This window comes from Dactylosporangium sp. NBC_01737 (genome assembly GCF_035963215.1).
Taxonomy (GTDB): domain Bacteria; phylum Actinomycetota; class Actinomycetes; order Mycobacteriales; family Micromonosporaceae; genus Dactylosporangium.
In genome coordinates, this window is sequence record NZ_CP109153.1 from 9460402 (window position 1) to 9479856 (window position 19455).

22 protein-coding genes and 2 pseudogenes are annotated in these 19455 nt (G+C 72.8%); 14 read left to right on the plus strand and 10 right to left on the minus strand.

Annotation, left to right across the window (positions count from 1 at the left end):
- Positions 1 to 89: 89 nt before the first annotated feature.
- The 4 genes from OHA72_RS43225 to OHA72_RS43240 form a co-directional block, all read right to left on the minus strand.
- Positions 90 to 482, minus strand: a complete 393-nt coding sequence (locus OHA72_RS43225; protein ID WP_327001896.1) for an SCO5389 family protein — start codon at positions 480 to 482, stop codon at positions 90 to 92.
- A gap of 127 nt (positions 483 to 609) precedes the next feature.
- Positions 610 to 1581 (minus strand): ATP-binding protein, encoded by a 972-nt coding sequence (locus OHA72_RS43230; RefSeq protein WP_327001897.1) that lies wholly within the window; start codon positions 1579 to 1581, stop codon positions 610 to 612.
- A gap of 50 nt (positions 1582 to 1631) precedes the next feature.
- On the minus strand, positions 1632 to 2546 hold the full coding sequence (locus OHA72_RS43235) for a phosphotransferase (RefSeq protein WP_327001898.1): 915 nt from the start codon (positions 2544 to 2546) through the stop codon (positions 1632 to 1634).
- Positions 2547 to 3506, minus strand: a complete 960-nt coding sequence (locus OHA72_RS43240) for a GlxA family transcriptional regulator (RefSeq protein WP_327001899.1) — start codon at positions 3504 to 3506, stop codon at positions 2547 to 2549.
- Between the two features lie 81 nt (positions 3507 to 3587).
- Here OHA72_RS43240 and OHA72_RS43245 point away from each other — a divergent pair, with 81 nt between their 5' ends.
- Positions 3588 to 3776: a hypothetical protein gene (locus OHA72_RS43245; protein ID WP_327001900.1), complete on the plus strand. Its 189-nt coding sequence runs from the start codon at positions 3588 to 3590 to the stop codon at positions 3774 to 3776.
- Between the two features lie 15 nt (positions 3777 to 3791).
- Here OHA72_RS43245 and OHA72_RS43250 read toward each other — a convergent pair whose 3' ends face one another.
- Positions 3792 to 4292 (minus strand): hypothetical protein, encoded by a 501-nt coding sequence (locus OHA72_RS43250; RefSeq protein ID WP_327001901.1) that lies wholly within the window; start codon positions 4290 to 4292, stop codon positions 3792 to 3794.
- A 384-nt stretch (positions 4293 to 4676) separates the two neighbouring features.
- Here OHA72_RS43250 and OHA72_RS43255 point away from each other — a divergent pair, with 384 nt between their 5' ends.
- Both OHA72_RS43255 and tnpB read left to right on the plus strand, forming a co-directional pair.
- Entirely contained in the window at positions 4677 to 5255 is a 579-nt protein-coding gene (locus tag OHA72_RS43255; RefSeq protein WP_327001902.1) for an IS607 family transposase, read from the plus strand.
- A pseudogene (gene tnpB / locus OHA72_RS43260) lies at positions 5252 to 6205 on the plus strand (IS607 family element RNA-guided endonuclease TnpB); the annotation flags it as partial. The gene OHA72_RS43255 and the pseudogene tnpB, both read left to right, overlap by 4 nt.
- Positions 6206 to 6286: 81 nt before the next feature.
- Here the strand turns inward: tnpB and OHA72_RS43265 are convergent.
- Positions 6287 to 7987 carry an IS1182 family transposase gene (locus OHA72_RS43265; RefSeq protein WP_327001903.1) on the minus strand — a complete coding sequence of 567 codons (1701 nt, stop codon included), beginning with the start codon at positions 7985 to 7987 and terminating at the stop codon, positions 6287 to 6289.
- Between the two features lie 93 nt (positions 7988 to 8080).
- Between OHA72_RS43265 and OHA72_RS43270 the strand changes: the two genes are divergently transcribed.
- The 4 genes from OHA72_RS43270 (at position 8081) to OHA72_RS43285 (ending at position 11572) form a co-directional block, all read left to right on the plus strand.
- Complete coding sequence (locus OHA72_RS43270; protein ID WP_327001904.1) at positions 8081 to 8470, plus strand: zinc ribbon domain-containing protein; 390 nt, start codon at positions 8081 to 8083, stop codon at positions 8468 to 8470.
- A 17-nt stretch (positions 8471 to 8487) separates the two neighbouring features.
- On the plus strand, positions 8488 to 9738 hold the full coding sequence (locus tag OHA72_RS43275) for a hypothetical protein (protein WP_327001905.1): 1251 nt from the start codon (positions 8488 to 8490) through the stop codon (positions 9736 to 9738).
- 50 nt (positions 9739 to 9788) lie between these two features.
- Entirely contained in the window at positions 9789 to 10967 is a 1179-nt protein-coding gene (locus OHA72_RS43280) for a GNAT family N-acetyltransferase (RefSeq protein ID WP_327001906.1), read from the plus strand.
- Positions 10968 to 11068: 101 nt separating this feature from the next.
- Positions 11069 to 11572 (plus strand): TolB family protein, encoded by a 504-nt coding sequence (locus OHA72_RS43285; RefSeq protein ID WP_327001907.1) that lies wholly within the window; start codon positions 11069 to 11071, stop codon positions 11570 to 11572.
- 14 nt (positions 11573 to 11586) lie between these two features.
- Here OHA72_RS43285 and OHA72_RS43290 read toward each other — a convergent pair whose 3' ends face one another.
- A complete protein-coding gene (locus OHA72_RS43290) occupies positions 11587 to 11877 on the minus strand; it encodes a hypothetical protein (protein WP_327001908.1) in 291 nt (96 codons plus the stop codon).
- Positions 11878 to 12038: 161 nt separating this feature from the next.
- Here OHA72_RS43290 and OHA72_RS43295 point away from each other — a divergent pair, with 161 nt between their 5' ends.
- The 3 genes from OHA72_RS43295 to OHA72_RS43305 are packed head-to-tail and all read left to right on the plus strand — an operon-like array spanning position 12039 to position 14545.
- Positions 12039 to 12548 carry a GNAT family N-acetyltransferase gene (locus tag OHA72_RS43295; RefSeq protein WP_327001909.1) on the plus strand — a complete coding sequence of 170 codons (510 nt, stop codon included), beginning with the start codon at positions 12039 to 12041 and terminating at the stop codon, positions 12546 to 12548.
- On the plus strand, positions 12545 to 12910 hold the full coding sequence (locus OHA72_RS43300) for a DUF2004 domain-containing protein (RefSeq protein WP_327001910.1): 366 nt from the start codon (positions 12545 to 12547) through the stop codon (positions 12908 to 12910). The genes OHA72_RS43295 and OHA72_RS43300 overlap by 4 nt, the downstream gene beginning before the upstream one ends.
- A gap of 36 nt (positions 12911 to 12946) precedes the next feature.
- Positions 12947 to 14545, plus strand: coding sequence for a TIGR03086 family metal-binding protein (locus OHA72_RS43305; RefSeq protein WP_327001911.1), 1599 nt, complete (start codon positions 12947 to 12949; stop codon positions 14543 to 14545).
- 16 nt (positions 14546 to 14561) lie between these two features.
- On the opposite strand, the gene OHA72_RS43310 is transcribed toward OHA72_RS43305, so the two are convergent.
- Positions 14562 to 14888 carry a hypothetical protein gene (locus OHA72_RS43310; RefSeq protein WP_327001912.1) on the minus strand — a complete coding sequence of 109 codons (327 nt, stop codon included), beginning with the start codon at positions 14886 to 14888 and terminating at the stop codon, positions 14562 to 14564.
- An 85-nt stretch (positions 14889 to 14973) separates the two neighbouring features.
- Here OHA72_RS43310 and OHA72_RS43315 point away from each other — a divergent pair, with 85 nt between their 5' ends.
- The 3 genes and pseudogenes from OHA72_RS43315 to OHA72_RS65120 all read left to right on the plus strand — a co-directional run.
- A complete protein-coding gene (locus tag OHA72_RS43315; protein WP_327001913.1) occupies positions 14974 to 15369 on the plus strand; it encodes a GntR family transcriptional regulator in 396 nt (131 codons plus the stop codon).
- Positions 15366 to 16232 carry an ABC transporter ATP-binding protein gene (locus tag OHA72_RS43320; protein WP_327001914.1) on the plus strand — a complete coding sequence of 289 codons (867 nt, stop codon included), beginning with the start codon at positions 15366 to 15368 and terminating at the stop codon, positions 16230 to 16232. Before OHA72_RS43315 ends, OHA72_RS43320 begins: the two co-directional genes overlap by 4 nt.
- 225 nt (positions 16233 to 16457) lie before the next feature.
- Positions 16458 to 16769 (plus strand): annotated as a pseudogene (locus OHA72_RS65120) (ABC transporter permease subunit); the annotation flags it as partial.
- A gap of 420 nt (positions 16770 to 17189) precedes the next feature.
- On the opposite strand, the gene OHA72_RS43325 reads toward OHA72_RS65120, so the two are convergent.
- Entirely contained in the window at positions 17190 to 18164 is a 975-nt protein-coding gene (locus OHA72_RS43325; protein WP_327001915.1) for a serine hydrolase domain-containing protein, read from the minus strand.
- A gap of 89 nt (positions 18165 to 18253) precedes the next feature.
- Between OHA72_RS43325 and OHA72_RS43330 the strand changes: the two genes are divergently transcribed.
- Positions 18254 to 18601 carry a hypothetical protein gene (locus OHA72_RS43330; protein WP_327001916.1) on the plus strand — a complete coding sequence of 116 codons (348 nt, stop codon included), beginning with the start codon at positions 18254 to 18256 and terminating at the stop codon, positions 18599 to 18601.
- On the opposite strand, the gene OHA72_RS43335 is transcribed toward OHA72_RS43330, so the two are convergent.
- Entirely contained in the window at positions 18555 to 19430 is an 876-nt protein-coding gene (locus OHA72_RS43335; protein WP_327001917.1) for a hypothetical protein, read from the minus strand. The two genes, OHA72_RS43330 and OHA72_RS43335, sit on opposite strands and share 47 nt — an antisense overlap.
- Positions 19431 to 19455 lie beyond the last annotated feature (25 nt).

A 19455-nucleotide genomic window follows, 5' to 3' on the forward strand; every position in this document is an offset into this window, starting at 1 on the left:
ACTGGTTTTCATTTTCAATAACGAGCCGTCGTATCGCTATGTACGCATCGGGCGCGGGCCCGCCGGAGCGCCGGCGGGCCCGCGCGGTGTCAGCAGTCGCGCAGGTGCGGCGACTGGTTGAGCAGCTGGCCGCGGGGCGAGACGAACGCCTGGTAGCGCTCGCCGCCGACGGCCGCCGGGGTGAACGCGGCGACCAGGTGGCAGTTCTGGAACGCCAGCCGCACCCCCAGGTGGCGCTCCAGGCCGCCGCGGATGGCGTCGCTGGCCAGGGCCCGCAGCAGCTGCCCGCGCTCGGCCTCGCTCGGCGGCGGGATCTCGTGGTCGGCGAAGTCCGCGCCGCCGGCGTGCAGTTCACCGGCGACACCGCTGATCACGGTCCAGGCGTACGGCAGCGAGTCGCGCACGCAGGCGACGAACTCGGCGTCGTCGACGGGTCCGGCCTCGGCCCGCTCCAGCAGTGCGGTGGGGACGTCGAGAGACATGATGCTCCTTCGTTCGGGTTCGTTCGGTCCACGGCGACACTCGCCGCGGGGCTTCAGTGCGCGGCGGCGGTCGCCGCCGGCCGCGGGGCTTCAGTGCGCGGCGACGGTCGCCGCCGGCCGCGGGGCTTCAGTGCGCGGCGACGGTCGCCGCGGGACGTAGAACGAAGTCGGGGTCGATCTGGGCGGTGAGGTCCGTGCCGGCGCGGGCGTTGCCCCAGGCGGCCGCGTTGCGGGCGTGGAAGTCGGCGGCCTGCGCCGCATACCGCGCCCAGTCCTTCTCGCAGCCGTCCAGCGCCGCGCGCATCGTGCCCAGCGCCGCGGCGTTGGCCGCCTCCAGGTCGCCGATCGGCAGGTGCCGGCCGTGTTCGGCGGCCTTCACGAACGCGGACCGGCCGATCCAGCACAGCAGGTCTTCGCCGACCTGCTCGCGCAGGAACGCCACGTCCCCGGCGTCCTCGACCTTGTTGCCGACGACCGCGACCCGCACCCCGTGGTCGCGGGCGTAGCCGGTGTACTGCCGGTAGACCCCGACGCTGCGCACGGTCGGCTCGCAGACCAGGAAGGTCAGGTCGAACCGGGTGAACAGTCCGGACGCGAACGAGTCGGCACCGGCGGTCATGTCGACGACCACGTATTCGCCGGGGCCGTCGACCAGGTGGTTGAGCAGCAGCTCGACCGCGCCGACCTTCGAGTGGTAGCAGGCGACGCCGAGGTCGTCCTCCGCAAACGGCCCGGTGACCGCGAGCCGCACCCCGCCGACCCGCCGCACCAGGCGGTCGTAGAGCGAGTTGTCGGCGCCCACCTGGATCAGCCGTGACCCGGCGCCGGGCGGTGTCGTCTTCAGCATCGCCGCCGCGGAGGCGATGCGCGGGTTGTCCCCGCGCAGGTGGTCCTTGATGACGTCGAGGTGGTCGCCGAGCGCCGGCAGCGCCGCGCCCTGGTCCGGATCCGCGCCGAGCGCGACCGCCAGGTGCTGGTTGATGTCCGCGTCGATGGCCAGGAGGTCGGGCGGGGATCCGTCCGAGGCAAGGTGTCGGGCGAAGAGCGCGGCCAGCGTCGTCTTGCCGCTGCCGCCCTTGCCCACGAAAGCAGTCTTCACGCCTTAGTGGTATCGGTTTTCATTTCCAGCGTCAACCGGAACGCCCGGATTCACCGCCGGCGGCGCAGCCACTCCACCGAGGCGAGTCCCAGGGCGGTCATCATGGCCACCAGGTTGCGATCCACGGACGGCCCGCAGGACATGGCGCGCTGCAGCAGGAACCCCGCGTGCAAGGCGAGGACCACGTCGATCTGCAGCGGGTCGAGGTCGCGGGTCAGCGGGTGCCGCTCGGCGAACGGCTGCGGGTCGACGCCGCTGAGCGCGGTGCTGGACAGCAGCGTCACGAGGTCGCAGTGCGGCGCGCCGACCCAGGCGTGCGGCCAGTCGACGACGAAGACCCGGCGGCCGGCCAGCATCAGGTTGAACGGGTACAGGTCACCGTGCAGCAGCGTGCGGCCGGCGAGCACCTGCGGTGCGTGCTCCTCCAGTGCCAGCAGCGCGTCGAGGTTGGCGGCGGCCCACGGCGACAGCGTTGCGAGCCGGTCGACGGCGACGTCCGCCCAGCCGCCGAGCCGCGGCGGGGTGGTGAGGTCGCCGATCGGTGTCGGGGTCATGACCTCGGTCAGGTCCGTGACGGCGGCGAGCACCAGGTCGAGCTCGTCGCGCCGCCACGGCTGCGCGGGCAGCCCGCCGTCGACCTCCTCGAAGACCAGGGCCACCCAGGCGCCGTCGTCGTGCGTCGCCAGCAGGCGCGGCGCCGGCGCCGCCGCCGGCAGCCGGCTCGCGACCGAGATCTCCCTGCGGTGGATCTCCGCGGTCATCGGCTCGCCGGCGGCCTTGACGAACGCCCGGCCGCCGCCGGCCAGGCGCAGGCGCGCGGCCAGGCCCTCGGAGAAGCCGCCGGGCTGGCCCGCCGCCTCGACGACCCGGTCGCCGAGCAGTCCCTCGATGGACGCTCGCACCGCCTCCGGCACGTCACCCCAGGTGATCCGCCGGCCGCCGGTCGCGTCCGGGGGCCGGACCATTCAGGTGGCGAACGTCTTGCGGTAGTCCCGCGGCGGCACGCCCCGCCGGCGGACGAACTGCTCCCGCAGCGTGGCCGCGGTGCCGAAGCCGACCCGCCGGGCCACCTCCTCGATCGGCAGGTCCCCCGTCTCCAGCAGCTCCTCGGCCGAGTGCAGGCGCTGCGACAGCACCCACGCGTGCGGCGTCGATCCGGTCGCCGCGGAGAACCGCCGGGCGAACGACCGCTGGCTCATCAGCGCCCGACCGGCCAGCGCCTCGACCGTCAGGGGCAGGTGCAGGTGCTCGCGGGCCCAGCCGAGCACCTCGGCGAGCCGTTCGTCGTCGCAGTCCGCCGGTACGGGTGCCGCCACGTACTGCGCCTGCCCGCCGTCGCGGTGTGGTGGCACGACCATGTCCCGGGCGATCCCGTTGGCGACGGCCGACCCGTATTCGCGGCGGATCAGGTGCAGGCACATGTCGACCCCGGCGGCCGCGCCGGCACCGGTGACGATGCGCCCCTCGTCGACATACAGCACCTCCGGCACCAGCTTCACGTCCGGGAAGCGCGCGGCGAAGGCGTCCGCCCAGCGCCAGTGCGTGGTCGCCCGCAGGCCGTCGAGCAGCCCGGCGGCGGCGAGCACGTAGCTGCCGGTGCAGTGGGCGGCGATGGTCGCGCCGCGCGCATACGCCGTCCTGATCGCGGCGATGACCTCCGGCGACGGCTCCAGGTCGAACTGCTCCCACGACGTCACCAGCACCAGGTCGGCCTCGGCGAGCCGGTCGAGGCCGTGCTCCACCATCAGCGTCAGCCCGCTGTCGGTGGCGACCCGGCCCGGCCGGTCGGTGCAGGCGGCGAACTCGAACCCGGGCAGCCCGCGATGCCGCCGGTCATAGCCGAAGATCTCGCTGACGACGCCGGCGCCGAACGCGCCCGTGCCGTCGTGCAGATACGCGGCGACCTTCCGGAAGGGGTGGCTCATGGATCCATGATGGCAGAAAACCTGCGATCGTGTGCAGGTCTGCCACTGTTGCTTTTCCACCGGCGGGACCAGGCTGAATACATGTTCGTCATCGACTGCCCCGCCCACGGCTCCCGCGTCCTGCTCTCCGAGCGGCGCATCCGCAACCTGCGCAACACCGACGCCGGCGTCCTGCTCGACGTCGAGTGCTACTGCGGCCACATCGAGAAGATCCGCACCGGCCGCCGGCACACCACCGCCCGCGCTCCCCGGGCCACGGTCCCCGAATGACCCGCCCACCTCGGGTCAGTCGCTGACGCCGAGGTGGAGCAGCCAGACCCGGCCGTCGACGCTGACGACCACGTCGATGTAGGCGGCCTCGTACCAGTCGCGGGCCTGGACCGTGAGCTCCCACGCCTCGCACCCGGCGGGCCACAGCCGCCACAGCAGCGCCACCACCCATGCGGCGAGCGCGTCGGCCAGCAGCCACGGCGGCGCCTGCCCGGACCATGCCTGCGGCTGGCGGCTCGGGACGAAGAACCCGGGCAGCGCCGCACCCACCACTGTGGACCAGTCGGGCACCGGTGCCAGGGCCGCGACCTCGCAGCGCTGCGGCAGCAGCGTGGTGACCGTCGCTGCCACCCCGGCGGCCGCCAGGGGCGCCTCGTCGAGGGTGAACGTGCACGCGTGGTCGGCCTCTTCGAGGAGGTCCTCGAGGACCCGCAGCGCGTGGCGGACCATGTCCGGCACCGCGTCGATCCTCGCGTTGCGCGCCGCCGACAGCGTGGACCAGTCGAATCCCGTCACGGCGCACACGCTACCGACGGACCGGCCGCATCACGCGGCCCCCGGCCGGCCCGCCGCTCAGGTTCCCCTCCGGATCAGTTGATCCAGCGGAAATCCGACAGCGTGAGGATCTGGCCGCCCAGCCCGGCGAGCATCACACCGGCCGGCAGCGCCCACATCAGACGCCAGTTGGACGCTCGGATCGCTTCTGTCATGCCACTTCCTCTCGTGAACGCAGGACACAGATGGACACCGCGTGACATCCAGCAATTCGCAGTAGTCACGACGGTGGATTGGTTGCCCCGTCCGTCCGCGCGTGGTCGACTGTCCGCACGGATGCACGAGGTCGCCAACTGCTGTTGTTGCGGTCGTCATTAGTGCTCTTTGGTTGGCTATAGTGATGGTGTGAATTTGAAGGAGTGGGCAGCGGCTACCGGAGTCTCGTACGCGACGGCGCGTCGGCGGTACGAGTCGGGGACGCTGCCCGTTCCCGCTTATCGGCTCGGACGCCTGATCATGGTCGGTGAGCCGCTGACCGGTGCCGCTCCGAACGTCGGCCGGGTGGTGGTGTACGCCCGGGTGTCGTCGGCCGATCAGAAGCCGGACCTGGACCGCCAGGTCGCCCGGGTGACCGTGTGGGCAACCGGGCAGAGGCTGGCCGTGGACGAGGTGGTGATCGAGGTCGGCTCGGCACTCGACGGGCATCGCAAGAAGTTCCTCGCCCTGTTGCGTGACCCGTCCGTGTCGACGATTGTGGTCGAGCACCGGGACCGGTTCGCCCGGTTCGGCGCCGAGTACGTCGAGGCCGCACTGTCCGCGCAGGGCCGGCGGCTGCTGGTGGTCGACCCGGCCGAGGTTGACGACGACCTGGTGCGCGACGTGACTGAGATCCTGACCTCGTTGTGCGCCCGGCTGTACGGTCGCCGGGCTGCCGCGAACCGTGCCCGCCGCGCTGTCGAGGCCGCCACCGGGCAGCCGGCATGAAGACCATCCAGGCGTACCGGTTCGCCCTTGACCTCACCCCGGGTCAGGAGCGTGCGGTGCTTGCACACGCAGGGGCGGCCAGGGTCGCGCACAACTGGGCACTCGCCCGAGTCAAGGCGGTGATGGACCAGCGGGCGGCCGAGCGCACCTACAGCGTGCCGGATGAACGGCTGACGCCATCGCTGTCGTGGTCTCTGGCTGGGCTGCGTAAGGCGTGGAATACCGCGAAGTCCGAGGCTGCGCCGTGGTGGAGCGAGGTGTCCAAGGAGGCGTTCAACACCGGCCTGGACGCCCTGGCCCGCGGGTTGAAGAACTGGGCCGACTCCCGCAACGGCAAACGCGCCGGCAGACTGGTCGGGTTCCCCCGGTTCAAGTCCCGGCGCCGAACCACCCCCAGCGTGCGGTTCACCACCGGAGCGATCCGCGTCGAGCCGGACCGGACGCACATCGTGCTGCCGAGGCTGGGCCGGTTGAAGTTGCACGAGTCCGCCCGCAAAGTCGCCCGCCGAGTCGAAGCGGGCACGGCCCGGATCATGTCCGCGACCGTGCGCCGTGACGCAGGCCGCTGGCACGTTGCGTTCACTGTCGAGGTTGAGCGCGCCGTGCGGCAACCGGCCCGGCCGGATTCCGTGGTCGGAGTGGACGTCGGTATCAAGCACCTCGCGGTGCTGTCCACCGGCGAGCTGATCGACAACCCGCGCCACCTGGCCGCCGCACGAACCCGGATGCGCGTGCTGGGTCGGGCTCTGTCACGCAAGACCGGCCCGGACCGGCGCACCGGACGGCGGGCTTCGAAACGCTGGGAGCGGGCAGCGGCCCGTCTCGGCCGGGCGCACGCCCGGGTGGCGAACCTGCGCCGCGACGGCCTGCACAAGCTCACAACCAGGCTGTCCCGCGAGCACGGCACCGTCGTGGTCGAGGACCTCAACGTCACCGGGATGCTCGCCAACCGCACACTGGCCCGGCACATCGCCGACGTCGGTTTCGCTGAGATCCGCCGGCAACTTGATCCTGCTGGCCAATTGTTGGGTTCATGCGGCTTGGGCGAGTCGGGCGAGGTGGCTGGTGCGGGTTCGTTCAAGGGGGTTGTCGTTCCAGTAGGCGGTAAGTCGTATCAGGTTGATCGCGACGGCGCTGAAGACGTTTTGCAGGTGGGTTTTGTTCAGTCCTCGGTAGCGGGCGTGGCGTGTGCCGGTGACGTTGACGGCTTGGCTGATGGTCCCTTCGACACCGGCGCGCCGCGCGTATTTCGCTTGCCAGGCTTGGGTTTGCTGCTCTGCGCGGACCTGTTGGATGGCTTCGTGGACCTGTCGGGGACGTATCGTCAGCTTCCGGCGGCCGGTGCGGTCGGTGGTGCACTGCTGACGCATGGGGCACGGCTGGCAGGTCGAGCGGGCGAACTGCACGACGATGACATCGTGGCCCAGGTTCGTGGTCGGACTCCAGACGGCGCTGCTGTGGCCTTGGGGGCAGGTGGCTTGCTGGTTGTCGAAGTCGATGGTGAACGCGGTGCTGTCGAAGCCGCCGGCAGCGCGCGCCTGGACGGAGTTGTTCTTCCGCAACGGGGTGACCAGCGTAATGCCGTAGCGAGCTGCGGAGGCGACGACCAGGTCGATGGACGGGTAGCCGGAGTCCAGGTAGTGCTCGTCAGGCAGCAGCCCACGCTGGTCCAACCGTTCATGGATCGGGGTCGTCATCACCGAGTCGTTCACGGTCGCGTCGGTGGTCATCACGTTGGTGACGAGGTTGGGCAGCTCATCTGCGGCCGGGTCCGGATCGTTGCAGGTTTCGCTGAAGTGGGCCTTGTAGCCGTGCCAGACCTTGCCGGCGGCGCGGGTGGTGCCCCACCGGGCGTCGGTGTCGTAGGGCGATGCGATGCGCTGTCTTCCCGGCGGGAGACCATCCACTGTGGACTCCCGCCGCCTGACCACCTCCCGCCCGTGCTCGTCGCGCTCACGGACGTAGTTCTGCAGCAGCACCACCCGCAGCACCTCCACGGCCGGGAGACGAGCTAGCCACGCCGGGCTCGCAGGGTCGTAGACCGCCCTCAACAGCCCGAACCCGTCACGGCCGTAGACGTCGGCCAACTCGGCCCGGGCGGGCCGCGACGACGGCAGCCGCCACTCGTGGACCCGCTGCCCGTATCGCTTCGCCAGGACCGGCACGTCGAGTGTCTGCCCGACCCAGTCCGGCGCCGCCACCGCCAACGCTTCCAGACAGGCCCGCACCGACTCCCCGGCCAGTTCCAGCCGGCTCAGATCCCGTACAGCCGCCACCACATGGGTGGCGTCCGTGCGCTGCTTGCCACCCGCAGTCAGCAGACCCTCACCAATCAGCCTGGCCAGCAGCAGATCAAGGACCCGCTCCTCCAAGCCTTGAGCGACCACCCGGGCGCGGAACTCACTCAACACCGACGCGTCGAATCCCGTGTCGGTCAGTTCCAGTCCCAGCGCGTACTTCCACGACAGCTTGTCCCGGACCGCCTCGGCCGCCTGCCGATCGGTCAGGTTCTCCACCATCTGCAACACCGTGATCAACGCCAACCGACCAGGAGACCAGCCAGGCCGACCTCTCACCCCAAACGCCACACCGAACTCCTCATCGGCGAACAGCTCCCCCAACCGATCCCGCACCACCACCGGCAACGGAGCCTCACGCCCGACATACATGGCACGAATCACCGCAGCGACCTGCGGATCAGGCTCAGGCCACGGCATCGGCTGCATCGACATCGCCGAACCCACCTCCACAACAACCAACAAACAGAAAGCCGCAGAAGCTACCACGCCGTCACGCCGGAACAGCTACCACCACAACACTCCCAATTGGCCAGCAGGATCCAACTTGCCTACAAGACCCAATGGAACGGCGGCCGACTCTTGGTGGCCGACCGCTGGTATCCGTCCTCGAAGACCTGCTCGGGCTGCGGCGCGGTGAAAGCCAAACTCGCCCTGCATGAGCGCGAATACGAATGCGAGGCGTGCGGTCTGGTCATCCACCGCGACCGCAACGCCTCACTCAACCTGGCCGCTCTAGCGGCCGAGTTCGACATCGCCGGGAGTGGTCCGGTGGCAGCACGTGGAGCCGACCAGAAGACCCGCATACGCGGGCAGGTGGCCGTGAAGCGTGAACCCGGCACGACACCAGTCGGTCAGACCGGGACCGTCCCACCGCAAGGTGCGACTACCAACCGTGTGCTCGCCAAAGCGCACTGAAAGGTAACGGGGACGGCATGTCTGGTTCGTCGTCGTCGACGGCGCTGCTTCCTTGGCAGGCCGGCCTGTGGATGGCGGGCTGCCTGGAGCGCCTCGCCCCGTACATGCGGACGTGGTGCACGCCCCGCCGCGCCGCGTGCTACCGCGACGGCGTCGACGCCTTCTGGACCGGCCACGGCGAGCTGGCCACGGCGGACGCGGCGCGGATCGAGGTGGTCGCCGCGGAGCTCGGCCGGCTCTGCGAGCAGTACAGCACCGAGGCGCAGGCCTTCGACCTCCTGGCGAGGGCGGCCGGCGCCGCCCGGCAGGCCAGCGCCGCACCGATGGAGCGGCTCGTGGGGTGGGCGGCGAACCTCTGGACGGAGCTGGAGCCCGAGCACGAGGACTGGGGCGAGCGGGAGGCGAGGGCGCAGCGGGACACGCTGGCGATGACGCGGCAGCCTCCGGCGCGGGCGGCGGCCCAGCTCAGGATCGTGTCGGCCCGGCTCGGTGCCGAGTGGGCCGCCGAGCTCCCCGCGCCGCGCGCCGCCGTGGCACCGCCGGACGTCGTGATGCCCGCGGGCGCCGCGGCGTACCGGGCCGGTGACGTGGTCGCGGTCTCCTGCCCGTGGACCCCGACGGTGGCCACCCGCCGCGACCGGTACCACGCCGCGGTGCGCTGGCCGTGGGCCCGGCTGGACTCTGAATCGCAGTTCTTCCGGCCGGACGGCACGTTCGCCTTCCCCGTCGAGGCGTCGGCCGACGCCTGGTGGCCGTATCAGCTGCGGCCGCCGGCGTCCGAGCTGCGCGACGGCGATCCGTGCGCGGTCGGCATCCCGCCGCTGCGGTGCTACGTGGTGCGCTCGCAGCGGTACGACCCGCCGCGGGAGGACGGCTTCCTGCCGAGGCTCGCGGAGAGCATCGCGCTGCTGCCCGTCGGCAGCGGCGATGCGGAGGCGGCCGACGTGTGGCTGGGCCGCGGCGAGCCCCTCGAACTGCGGCTGCTGCACCGTCCGTACGCGTCGCTGCGCCCCGGCGACCTCGTGAGCGACGCGGAAGGCCGGTGGCTGCGGTTCGTGCCGCCGTTCGTCTTCTACGACGCCGGCCGCCGCACGACACCCGCATGGCCGTTGACGCTGCTGTCACAGGACGGGGACGCGGCGCCGAAAGACGCGATCGCCGCCGCGACCGCCACCGGCGACCACGCCGGCGAGGTCGCGCGCTGGCTGGCCGCCGCGGAAGCGCCGTACCCGGCCGGCGTCGCCGAGGAACTCTTCGACGACACCTGACGGCCGCAATTCCGTGGACAATCCGGCCTGGGCGGCGTGAGGATCGGGTGGTGGAACTGCCCGGTGGACTCCAGCTGCGCGCGGCCCGGCCCGACGACCTCGACCAGATCGGCGCGCTGCTCGCCGACCGCGGGGACGCCGCCGACCCCCAGGACCACCGGCTCGTCGTCGAGGATCCCGACGGCGGCTTCGACGCCTGCGGGGTCGTGGTCCACGGCGACCGGGTCGTGTCCACCGCGACGCTGCTCGACGAGACCGTCGTCCTCGCCGGCCTGCCGATCCCGGCCGGTCAGGTCGAGCTGGTCGCCACGGACCGCGCCTACGAGGGTCGCGGGCTGGTCCGCGCGCTGATGGGCTGGGCGCACGAGCGGTCGGCCCGCCGCGGTCACCTCATGCAGGTGATGATCGGCATCCCGTACTTCTACCGGCAGTTCGGCTACCAGTACGCCATCCCGATCCCGCAGGGCCGGGCCGTGCGCTCCGTGCCGGCCATGCCCGACGGCTGCACGGTGCGTGCCGCCGGGCCCGGCGACATCGCGGCGATGGCGCGGCTGCAGGACGCGCTCCAGGTGCGGTTCGACGTGCGCATGCCGCACTCGCCGGTGTGCTGGCGGGCGCTGGTCGCCCGGGCCGGCAGCACGCAGCTGGTGGTGGAGCGCGCCGGGCAGGTGACCGGCACCGGCCGGGTCACCCCGCCGGAGGAGGGCGTGGTCCTCGGCGAGGTCGCCGTGTCGCGGCCGGAGGCGGTCGCGGCGCTGCTCGCCCACGCGGCGGAGCTCGCCGGCGGCAAGCAGTTCGAGGCGAAGGACCGCGCCGGGCTCCTCACGGACCATCTCGCGGCGCCGGACCCGCAGGCCCACGACTACTACCTGCGGATCCCGGACGTGGCGGCGCTGCTGGAGCACCTGCGTCCCGTGCTCTCGGCTCGGCTGGCGCACGACCAGGGCGACGACGACGTGATCGTGTCCTTCTTCCGCCATCACGTACGGCTGCGGCGCGCGGCCGGCGCGGTGACCGAGGTCGTTGCGGGCGGCCCGATGCAGGGGCCCGCCTCGCAGGGCGGCGCGGGCGTGGCACCGGACCTGATCGGGCCGCTGCTGTTCGGCCCGCACGGCATCGCCGGGCTCTCCGCCTGGCACGCCGACGTGTACCCGGGTCCGAACGCGGAGCTGATGCGGGCGCTGTTCCCGCCGGTGACCGCCGACCTGCTCACGTTCTACCTGCCCTGAGCCGGCCGCCGGCAATTGACCGCAGGGAACCGTTCAGGTGCCGGGAGGTTGCGCCGATGGTCTCAGCGTCACACGGACGCGACGGACCACAGGGGGCACGGATGAACACCACCACGATCACGAAGGCGCTCACGCTCGCCGGTTTCACCGCCATCGCCGGCCTCAGCACGATGGCCGGGGCGGCGTCGGCCGCGCACGCCACCGCTACCGACCACGGCGTGTTCGCCCGCCACGGTGTCATCTACATCAAGGACGGCAACCGCACCGTGCGCCTCACCGAGGACGAGGTCAGCTCGCAGCCGCGCCTGTCCCCCGACGGCACCAGGATCACCTACGTGCACAACGGCACCGTGTGGGTCATGGCCGCCGACGGCGCCGGCAAGCACCAGGTCAGCGACCGCACCGGGACCGCACCCGTGTGGTCACCGGACAGCACCTCGATCACGTACACCGCCCGGTCCTGCACCGGCGCCCCCGGCACCTTCCGCGTCGGCACCGACGGCGGCACCGCCTCCGAGCCGATCCTGCCCGCAGCGTGCCGCGACGAGGCCGCCCCGCAGATGGGCTACATCACCGACCAGCCCGGCACCGGCCCGCAGGCGTAACGCGCACCGACCGGCTACGGCTCGGTCGGCGGCTCCAGCGCCGAATACCGGGCACGGCGATGGTTGAAGTGCGCCAGGTACACGGTCGTGCCGTCGACGTCGAGCTCCATCGGCGGCGGATCAGGCACCCACAGCCACCGCCGCGGGCTGCTACGCCGAGCCGGACCGACGACCCACAGCCGCTCACCGCCGTCGCCGTTCCACGGCCGCGACACCCACACCAAGGTGGCGCCGGTGAAGTGTTTGAGCCCGCTGCGCACCTCGAGCTCCTCGCCGTGCAGCCGCTCCCGCACCACGTTGGCCACGACACCCAGCCGAGCACCTCCCCCGGCGGCACCGCGTCGATCGCCTCGTCGAGCCCCGGCCCGGCCAGCAACTCCGCGCACCGGTGCCCGCCTGCCACGCCAGATCCGTGGACACGATCACGACCCCAGTATGGCAACGGATCGGCCGGTATCGTCGTCGTGTGCCCGCGCTGATCGAACCCGACGCCCGCCTGCACGGCGCCTTCCTCCAGGCGCACGCCGAGTGGGGTCCGGGGCTGCACGAGGACGGTTTCGGGATCGCTCCGGCCGACGACGTGGACTCGCCCACCGGGTTTGCCGCCTGGGTCGCGCGGCTGGCCCGCCAGGCCACGCCGGACGACGGCCGGCACGCCTGCACGTACCGGTGGATCGTCGAGGACGGCGAGATCCTCGGCGGGATCGCGCTGCGCCACGGCGACGACGACTATGTGCGCTGGGCGGGCAACGTGGGCTACGGCATCCGCCCGTCGGCCCGCCGGCGCGGACTGGCCACCTGGGCGCTGCGCCGCATCCTCGACGAGGCGCGCACACTGGGGCTGCAGCGGCTGCTGATCGTCTGCGCGGTCGGCAACGCCGCCTCGGCGAAGACCATCGAACGCGCCGGCGGCGTCTTCGAAGGCGTCCAGGACGCGAAGTTCGGCCCGCTGCGGCGATACCGGGTCCACCTGTGACCGCGGACATCGAATGGGCGGGGGACGTCGACAGTGCCGCGGCGCTGCCGTTCGTCACGGACGTGGCGGGGTTCGACGCCCTCGCGCGGCAGGCGATGCGGGACGACGACGCCGACCTGGTCCGGGACTACCTCGACTTCGACGGCGCCGAGGACATGCTGCGGGCGGTGTTCGGCACGGGCGACGTCGGCACCGGGACGTTCCTCGCCGCGATGCGCCTGGTCCGCGTCGGCCTGCACCCGCAGGATCCCGGCGCCGCCGCGGTCTTCGACTACGCCCTGGGCCGGGACCTGACCGACCACGTCGTCGCGGTGACCTTCGACGGCACCGGACGAGTTCGCGGCGTCGCGGTCGAAAGCTGACCCCGTACGGTTGACTCTCCCACTATGGGAGACCCGATGGTGGGCCGTGTGCACGCGGACGACCCGACCCTGTGGAGCATCGGCGACCTGGCGAAACGGACCGGGCTGTCGGTGAAGCTGATCCGGCACTGGTCCGACATCGGGGTGGTGCCGCCGACGGACCGCACCCCGACCGGCTACCGACGCTACGACGCGCGCGCCCTCGCCCGCCTCGAGCTGGCGCGGACGCTGCGCGACCTCGGGCTGGGCATGGCCGCGATCCGCGGTGTCGTCGACCGCGAACGGAGCCTGGCCGAGGCCGCGGCGGTGCACGCCGACGCGATCGAGGCGCAGGTCCGCACGCTCCGGCTGCAGCAGGCGGTGCTGCGGTCGGTCTCGCAGCAGCCGACCTCGACCGCGGAGGACCTCGCCGACATGACCCGCCTCGCCCGCCTGACCGCCGCCGAACGCACCGCCGTCATCCACGAGTTCGTGACGGAGGCGCTCGGCGATCTCGACGTCCCGGCGTACCGCGACGGTCTGCTCGCCGCCACCCCGGACCTGCCGGAGCAGCCCACCACCGGGCAGCTCGACGCGTGGATCGAGCTCGCCGGGCTGGTGCGGTCCCCGCAGCTGCGCGCCGGGTTCGCCCGGATGGCCGCGTACGCCGCCGAACACGCACCCGGCGAGCACGACGAGCGGGACCTCGCGGCCGTCCGGGACCTCACAGACCTGTGGGTGCGGCGGGTCACGGCCGCGATCGACGGCGGGATCATGCCGGACTCGCCGGCCGCCGACCCGGTCGTGGCCGGCATCGTCGAGGCGTGGATCCCGACCCAGGCCCGCACCGACCTGTGCCTCGATGGTGACGGTGCGCGGGCCCGGCGCCGGCTGCTGGAGCAGCTGGAGGTCGCCGCGGACGCCGGCGTCGAGCGGTACTGGCAGCTGCTGTGCGTCATCAACGGCTGGCCGGTCCGCCCGAGCCTGGCCGTCGCCGGACAGTGGCTGATGACGGCGTTGCGCGCGAACCCCGCCCCGGGCGCCCGCGCCGCCGGCATCGCCGCGCTGCTGGACGACGACGCGCCCGACCCGCAGGGCCTCCTTGACGGCTGTACCCGCGTCCTGGCCGAGGTGCAGCGGCTCGTCGCCGGCGTGGACCCCGGCCGGTTCGGCGACCCGACGCCGTGCGCCGGTTGGGACGTGCGGGCCCTGCTCAACCACCTGGTGTGGGAGAACCTGCTGTGGACCGGCCTCGCCGACGGTGCCCCGCGCGCCGACTTCGCCGCCGACCACCTCGGCGGCGACCACGTGGCCGCGTTCCGCACCGCCGCCGCGGCGACCCTGGCCGCGTTCCGCCGGCCCGGCATGCTCCGGCAGCGGTACGGCGACGCGCCCGGCTGGCGGCTGGTCGAACAGGTCGTCATCGAGATGCTCGTGCACGGCTGGGACCTGGCGACCGCGACCGGGCAGCCGACGGACCTCGCCCCGGACGTCGCCGCGGCCACGCTACCCGCCGTCCAGGCGATCTACGGCGCCCTGCCCCGGACCGCCGGGGGTTCATTCGCCCCCGAACAACCGGTGCCCGCGGGTGCGACCGCCGCGGACCGGCTCGCCGCGTACCTCGGCCGCCGCATCCCTACCGGCCGCAGTGCCTGACGAGGATGCCGCGTCCCTACTGGTCGCCGTCGATGACGAGGATCAGGGAGTCGCCCGCCGGGACCCGCGCGACCCAGGCGGCCAGCAGATCGAGGTGCTCCGCCAGCTCTTCGCGGGCGTCGTCGACGTCGTCCAGCGGGTCGCCGTCGGCGTCGGCGAACACCGCGTCCGGCAGTGCCGCCTGCCACTCGGACCCGTCGGACCCGGTCAGCGCGCCGAACTCGGTGGCGACCGCGGCGACCGCGGCGGGCGGCACCTCCGTGACGACCGGCCACGTCGACCTGGGTTCGGTCCCCTGCGGCCACGGCCACGCCACGTTGGACGTCTCCCACAGGCCCTCCACCAGGCTAACCGGTCCCCTGGACCGCACCCCGGCGCCTCGTGTATTACTGTCCTAGTACACGAGGACGCGGTGCGATGGAGGTGTGATGTTCGCATTCCGGTTGGACGCCAGATCCGGTGTGCCGACGTATCTGCAGCTCGTCGAGCAGGTGCGCAGCGCCCTGCTCCTGGGCTACCTGGAGGACGGCGACCAGCTGCCGCCCGTGCGGGACGTCGCCGCCGCCCTGGTCATCAACGCCAACACGGTGGCGAAGGCCTATCGGGAGCTCGAACACGCCGGGCTCGTCGCGCCCCGGGCCGGGCAGGGGACCTACGTGGTCGGCGCCGTCGACCCGGTGCCACCCGCGACGTACGCCCGGCTGTCCCGCGACCTGCGCCGCTGGCTCACCGCCGCCCGCGAGGCCGGTCTCAGCCAGGACCAGGTCCGGGCCATGGTCGCCCTCGGCCTGGAGGACGAGCAGACCGGCACCGGTGCGGCATGACCGGCGAACCCGCGCTGCGCGCCACCGGCCTCGGCAAGCGGTACGGCCGCCGCGCCTGGGGCCTGCGCGACTGCACCCTGGACCTGCCCGCCGGGCGGATCATCGGCCTGGTCGGCGGCAACGGCGCCGGCAAGACCACGCTGCTGCAGCTGGCGATCGGCCTGCTGCGACCGACCGAGGGCAGCGTGTCGATGTTCGGCCGGCCGACGCGGATGGACCGGCCGGACGGGCTGGCGCAGGTCGGCTTCGTCGCGCAGGACCACCCGCTGTACCGCGGCTTCACCGTCGCCGACATGCTGCGCTACGGCGCCGCCATGAACCCGCGCTTCGACCTGGCCGAGGCCCGGCACCGCCTCGGCGAGCTCGACATCCCGCTCGACCGGCGCACCGGCGCACTGTCCGGAGGGCAGCAGGCGCAGGTCGCGCTGACGCTCGCGCTGGCGAAACGGCCCCGGCTGCTGGTCCTCGACGAGCCGGTGGCCAGCCTCGACCCGCTCGCCCGCCGCGACGTGATGCGGATGCTGGTCACGGCGGTCGCCGAACGCGACCTGACCGTCCTGCTGTCCTCACACGTCGTCGCCGAGCTGGAGCGGCTCTGCGACCACCTGGTGCTGCTGCACCGCGGGCGGGTGCGGCTCACCGGCGACATCGAGGACCTGCTCGCCGGGCACCAGCTGCTGACCGGCCCGCGCAGCGACGCGGCCGCCGGTCTGCCCGGAGTCATCGCCGTCACCCACGGCCTGCGGCACAGCAACGTGCTCGTCCGGCAGTCCGCGGCGCCGACGCACCCGCGCTGGCAGGCGCACCCGGTGAGCCTGGAGGACCTCGTCCTGGCGTATCTCGAACGACCCGCGGAGGGCTGAGCGATGCTGTGGGTCACCTGGCGCCAGCACCGCGCCGAACTGTTCGCCGCCGCCGCCCTGCTGCTCCTGATCGCGGCACCGCTGCTGTGGACGGGCTTCGCGATGCACGAGGAGTACCGGGCCGACGGCGTCGCCGGCTGCGTCGCCGACCCGTCCAGCCGGCCGGGCTGCGAGCGGCTGATCCAGGCGTTCGCCGACCGGCACGCCGAATGGGGGCGCCGGCTGATGTGGGCCGCGTTCCTGCCCGCCCTCGCCGGCGTCTTCGTCGGCGCGCCGCTGCTGGCCCGGGAGCTGGAGCAGGGCACCTGGCGGCTCGCCTTCACCCAGAGCGTCTCCCGGACCCGCTGGACGGTCACCAAGCTGGCACTGGTCGGCGCGGCCGTGGCGGCGATGACCGCCACGGTCGCCGGCCTGCTCGCCTGGTGGCGCGGGCCGCTCGACGACATCCACGGCCGGCTGAACGCCGCCTCGTTCGTCATCGCCGGGCCCAGCCTGACGTCGGCCGCGCTGTTCGCGTTCGCGCTGGGCGTGCTCGCCGGGGCGCTGCTGCGGCACACCATCGTGGCGATGGCCGCCACCCTGACCGGGTTCCTCGCGGTCCGGCTCGGCCTCGAGGAGTACGTCCGGCCGCACTACCGCCCGCCGCTGGTCCGCGTCACCGAGCCGGGCGCCGCGGTGGGCACCCCGGGCACCGACTGGACGGTCGCCGACGGCTGGATCGACCGGGCCGGCCGGGTGGTCCCCGAGCACGAGCGGGTGGCCGTCGTGCGGCAGCTCGCCGGCTCCGGCGGTTCGGTCGACCGGTACCTGCTGGAGCACGGCCTGCTGCACCGCACCGAGTACCACCCCCGACAGCAGCTTCTGGCCGTTCCAGGCGATCGAGGCCGGGGTCTTCGTGGCCCTTGCCGCCGTGCTGCTGACCGCTGCTGTCTGGCTCACCCGCCGCCGGGCCTGACCTCACGCCGGCACGACCTGCTCCAGCACGGCGGCGGGGGTACGCCACTGCTCGGCGTCGTCGTAGTTGCCGGCGGTGATCGCCACCGTGAGATCGAGGTCCGGCACGACGGCGAGCCGCTGGCCGCCGTTGCCCGCGGCCATCACCACCCGGTGCCCGGCGACGGTCTCCAGGTACCAGTGGTAGCCGTAGCCGGCGCCCCAGTCGGTCCGCAGCCGCGGCTGGACCATCGTGCGGATCCAGTCGGCGGGGACCACCCGCCGGCCGCCCCACTCCCCCTCGGCGAGCAGCAGCTCGCCGATGCGCGCCAGGTCGCGCGGCGCGAGCCGCAGCCCGGACGCCGCCGACGCGACCCCGTCGGTGCCGGCCATCCACTCGACGGGGCCGATGCCCAGCGGGTCGAACAGCGCGGCCCGCCCGAACTCGGCGAGGGGCTGCCCCGTCCCGTCGGCGACGAGCTGCCCGAGCAGCGCCGTGGCGCCGCCGCAGTAGCTCCACCGGGTCCCCGGCGCCTCGACGACCGGGCGTTCCAGCACGTACCGGTACCGGTCCGGGGCGAGCTCCATCGCGATCTCGGCGTTGGCCGGGCTGTCGTACGGGATTTCCTCGCGCCACTCGAGCCCGAGCGACATCGTCAGCGCGTGCCCGACGGTGAGCCGCGCCCTGTCGGCGTCGGCGGCCAGGTCCGGGTACCGCGGAAACTGTTGCAGCAGCGGCGTTTCCGGCGCAGGCACGCGGCCGTCGCCGAGCGCGATGCCGTACAGCAGCGCCGTCACGCTCTTCGTGACCGACCGCACGTCGTGCAGTGTCTCCGGACCGAACGCGACGGCGCCCAGCGACCGGCCCCAGGCGAAGTCCTCACCCTCGCCGTAGTACTCCAGCACCGTGCGGCCCCCGCGGACCGCCACCACCGCGTGCAGACCGTCCAACCGCCCGGCGCCGAGCGCCTCCCCGAGGCGGTCCCGCAACTGCGACATCAACGACCATCCCTTCGATTTGGAACACCGTGCAGAACGTCCACAGGATCTTCGCAAATCTCCCCGGCTCGCGTCTCTACGCTCACCTGATGATCGATGGACGCAGGTCTCGGCTCAGCGGGCTCTGGGCCTGCCTCATTGGAGGCACGGCCATCGTGCTGCTGCTGGTGTTCCTCGACCCGGTCATGCGGGTCGAGGACTGCCCCAACTACGGCGCCAACGGCAACGCGAGCGCCTTCTCCGACGCCGACTGGGATCTCTGGTTTCCGCTGGTACTGCTGAGCTGGCTGACCCTCATCGTCCTGGAACAGGCGCTGCCGGTGACCCGCCGGCACCGTGGCGGTGTCGAGGTCGCGGCCCGCGGGGTGTGTGCCTTCGCGCTGGCGCTCGTCAGCTCGTGCTGCCTGTTCCTGGATCTGTCGGTGGTGTGCCACTGACGCCCGTTGCGGCGGCCCAGCGCGGGATGGGATCCGGCCAGTCCTGCAAGGAGATCATGTACAGCCGCGCCCGCGCATGGCCGGTGCCGATCGCCGCAAGCGCGTGCAGGCAGCTCCGGGCGCCGGCCAGATCCTTGTCCGCATACACGAACCGTCCGAGCAGAAGCTGCAGCAGATAGGCGTCGCCGTCGTACCGCAGCCGCCCCAACGCCTCCACGACGTGCCCGAGCCGGGGCGGGCCGGCGTCGGAAACGGCCAGTTCGGCCAGCACCGGCGCGACACCGGCGAGCCCGGCGACGGCGGCCAGTTCGACGACGGCGTGGAACTCGTCCCAGCGGCCGCCGGCGGCGAGCCTGCGCACCACCATGCCCGCCGCCGCACCGAATTCGGGCTCCAGGGCCAGGATCCGGCGCGCGGCCTGCTCATCCACGGGCGCCGCCGGCAGGGCACCGAGCACACCGGCGGCGAGGCGGTCGATGCGGTCGATGCGTTCCGGGTCCGCCACCATCCCGTCGAAGGGCAGCGGACCGTACACCTCGGGGGGTTGCTCACCCCAGTCGTCGGCCCGCCACGGGATGTCCCGCCACGGCGACGCAAGTTTCCCGGCCGCGATCAGCGCCCGCGACTCACGGTCGTTGCGGTACGCGAGCGGAATCACCGTCAACGGCAGCGCCTCACCGGTCGTGCGGGATCGTGCGGACACCGGCCGCGTCCCGTGCCGCGGGCCGGGGCCCCTCGCCATCCACTCACGCAGCGGACGGTCGAAATCGGCGTACGGGTGGGCGACCACGACCACCACGTCGTCCGGATCCCACGCGCCATCCGTCACAGACCCGAAGTTTACGGCGCCCCGT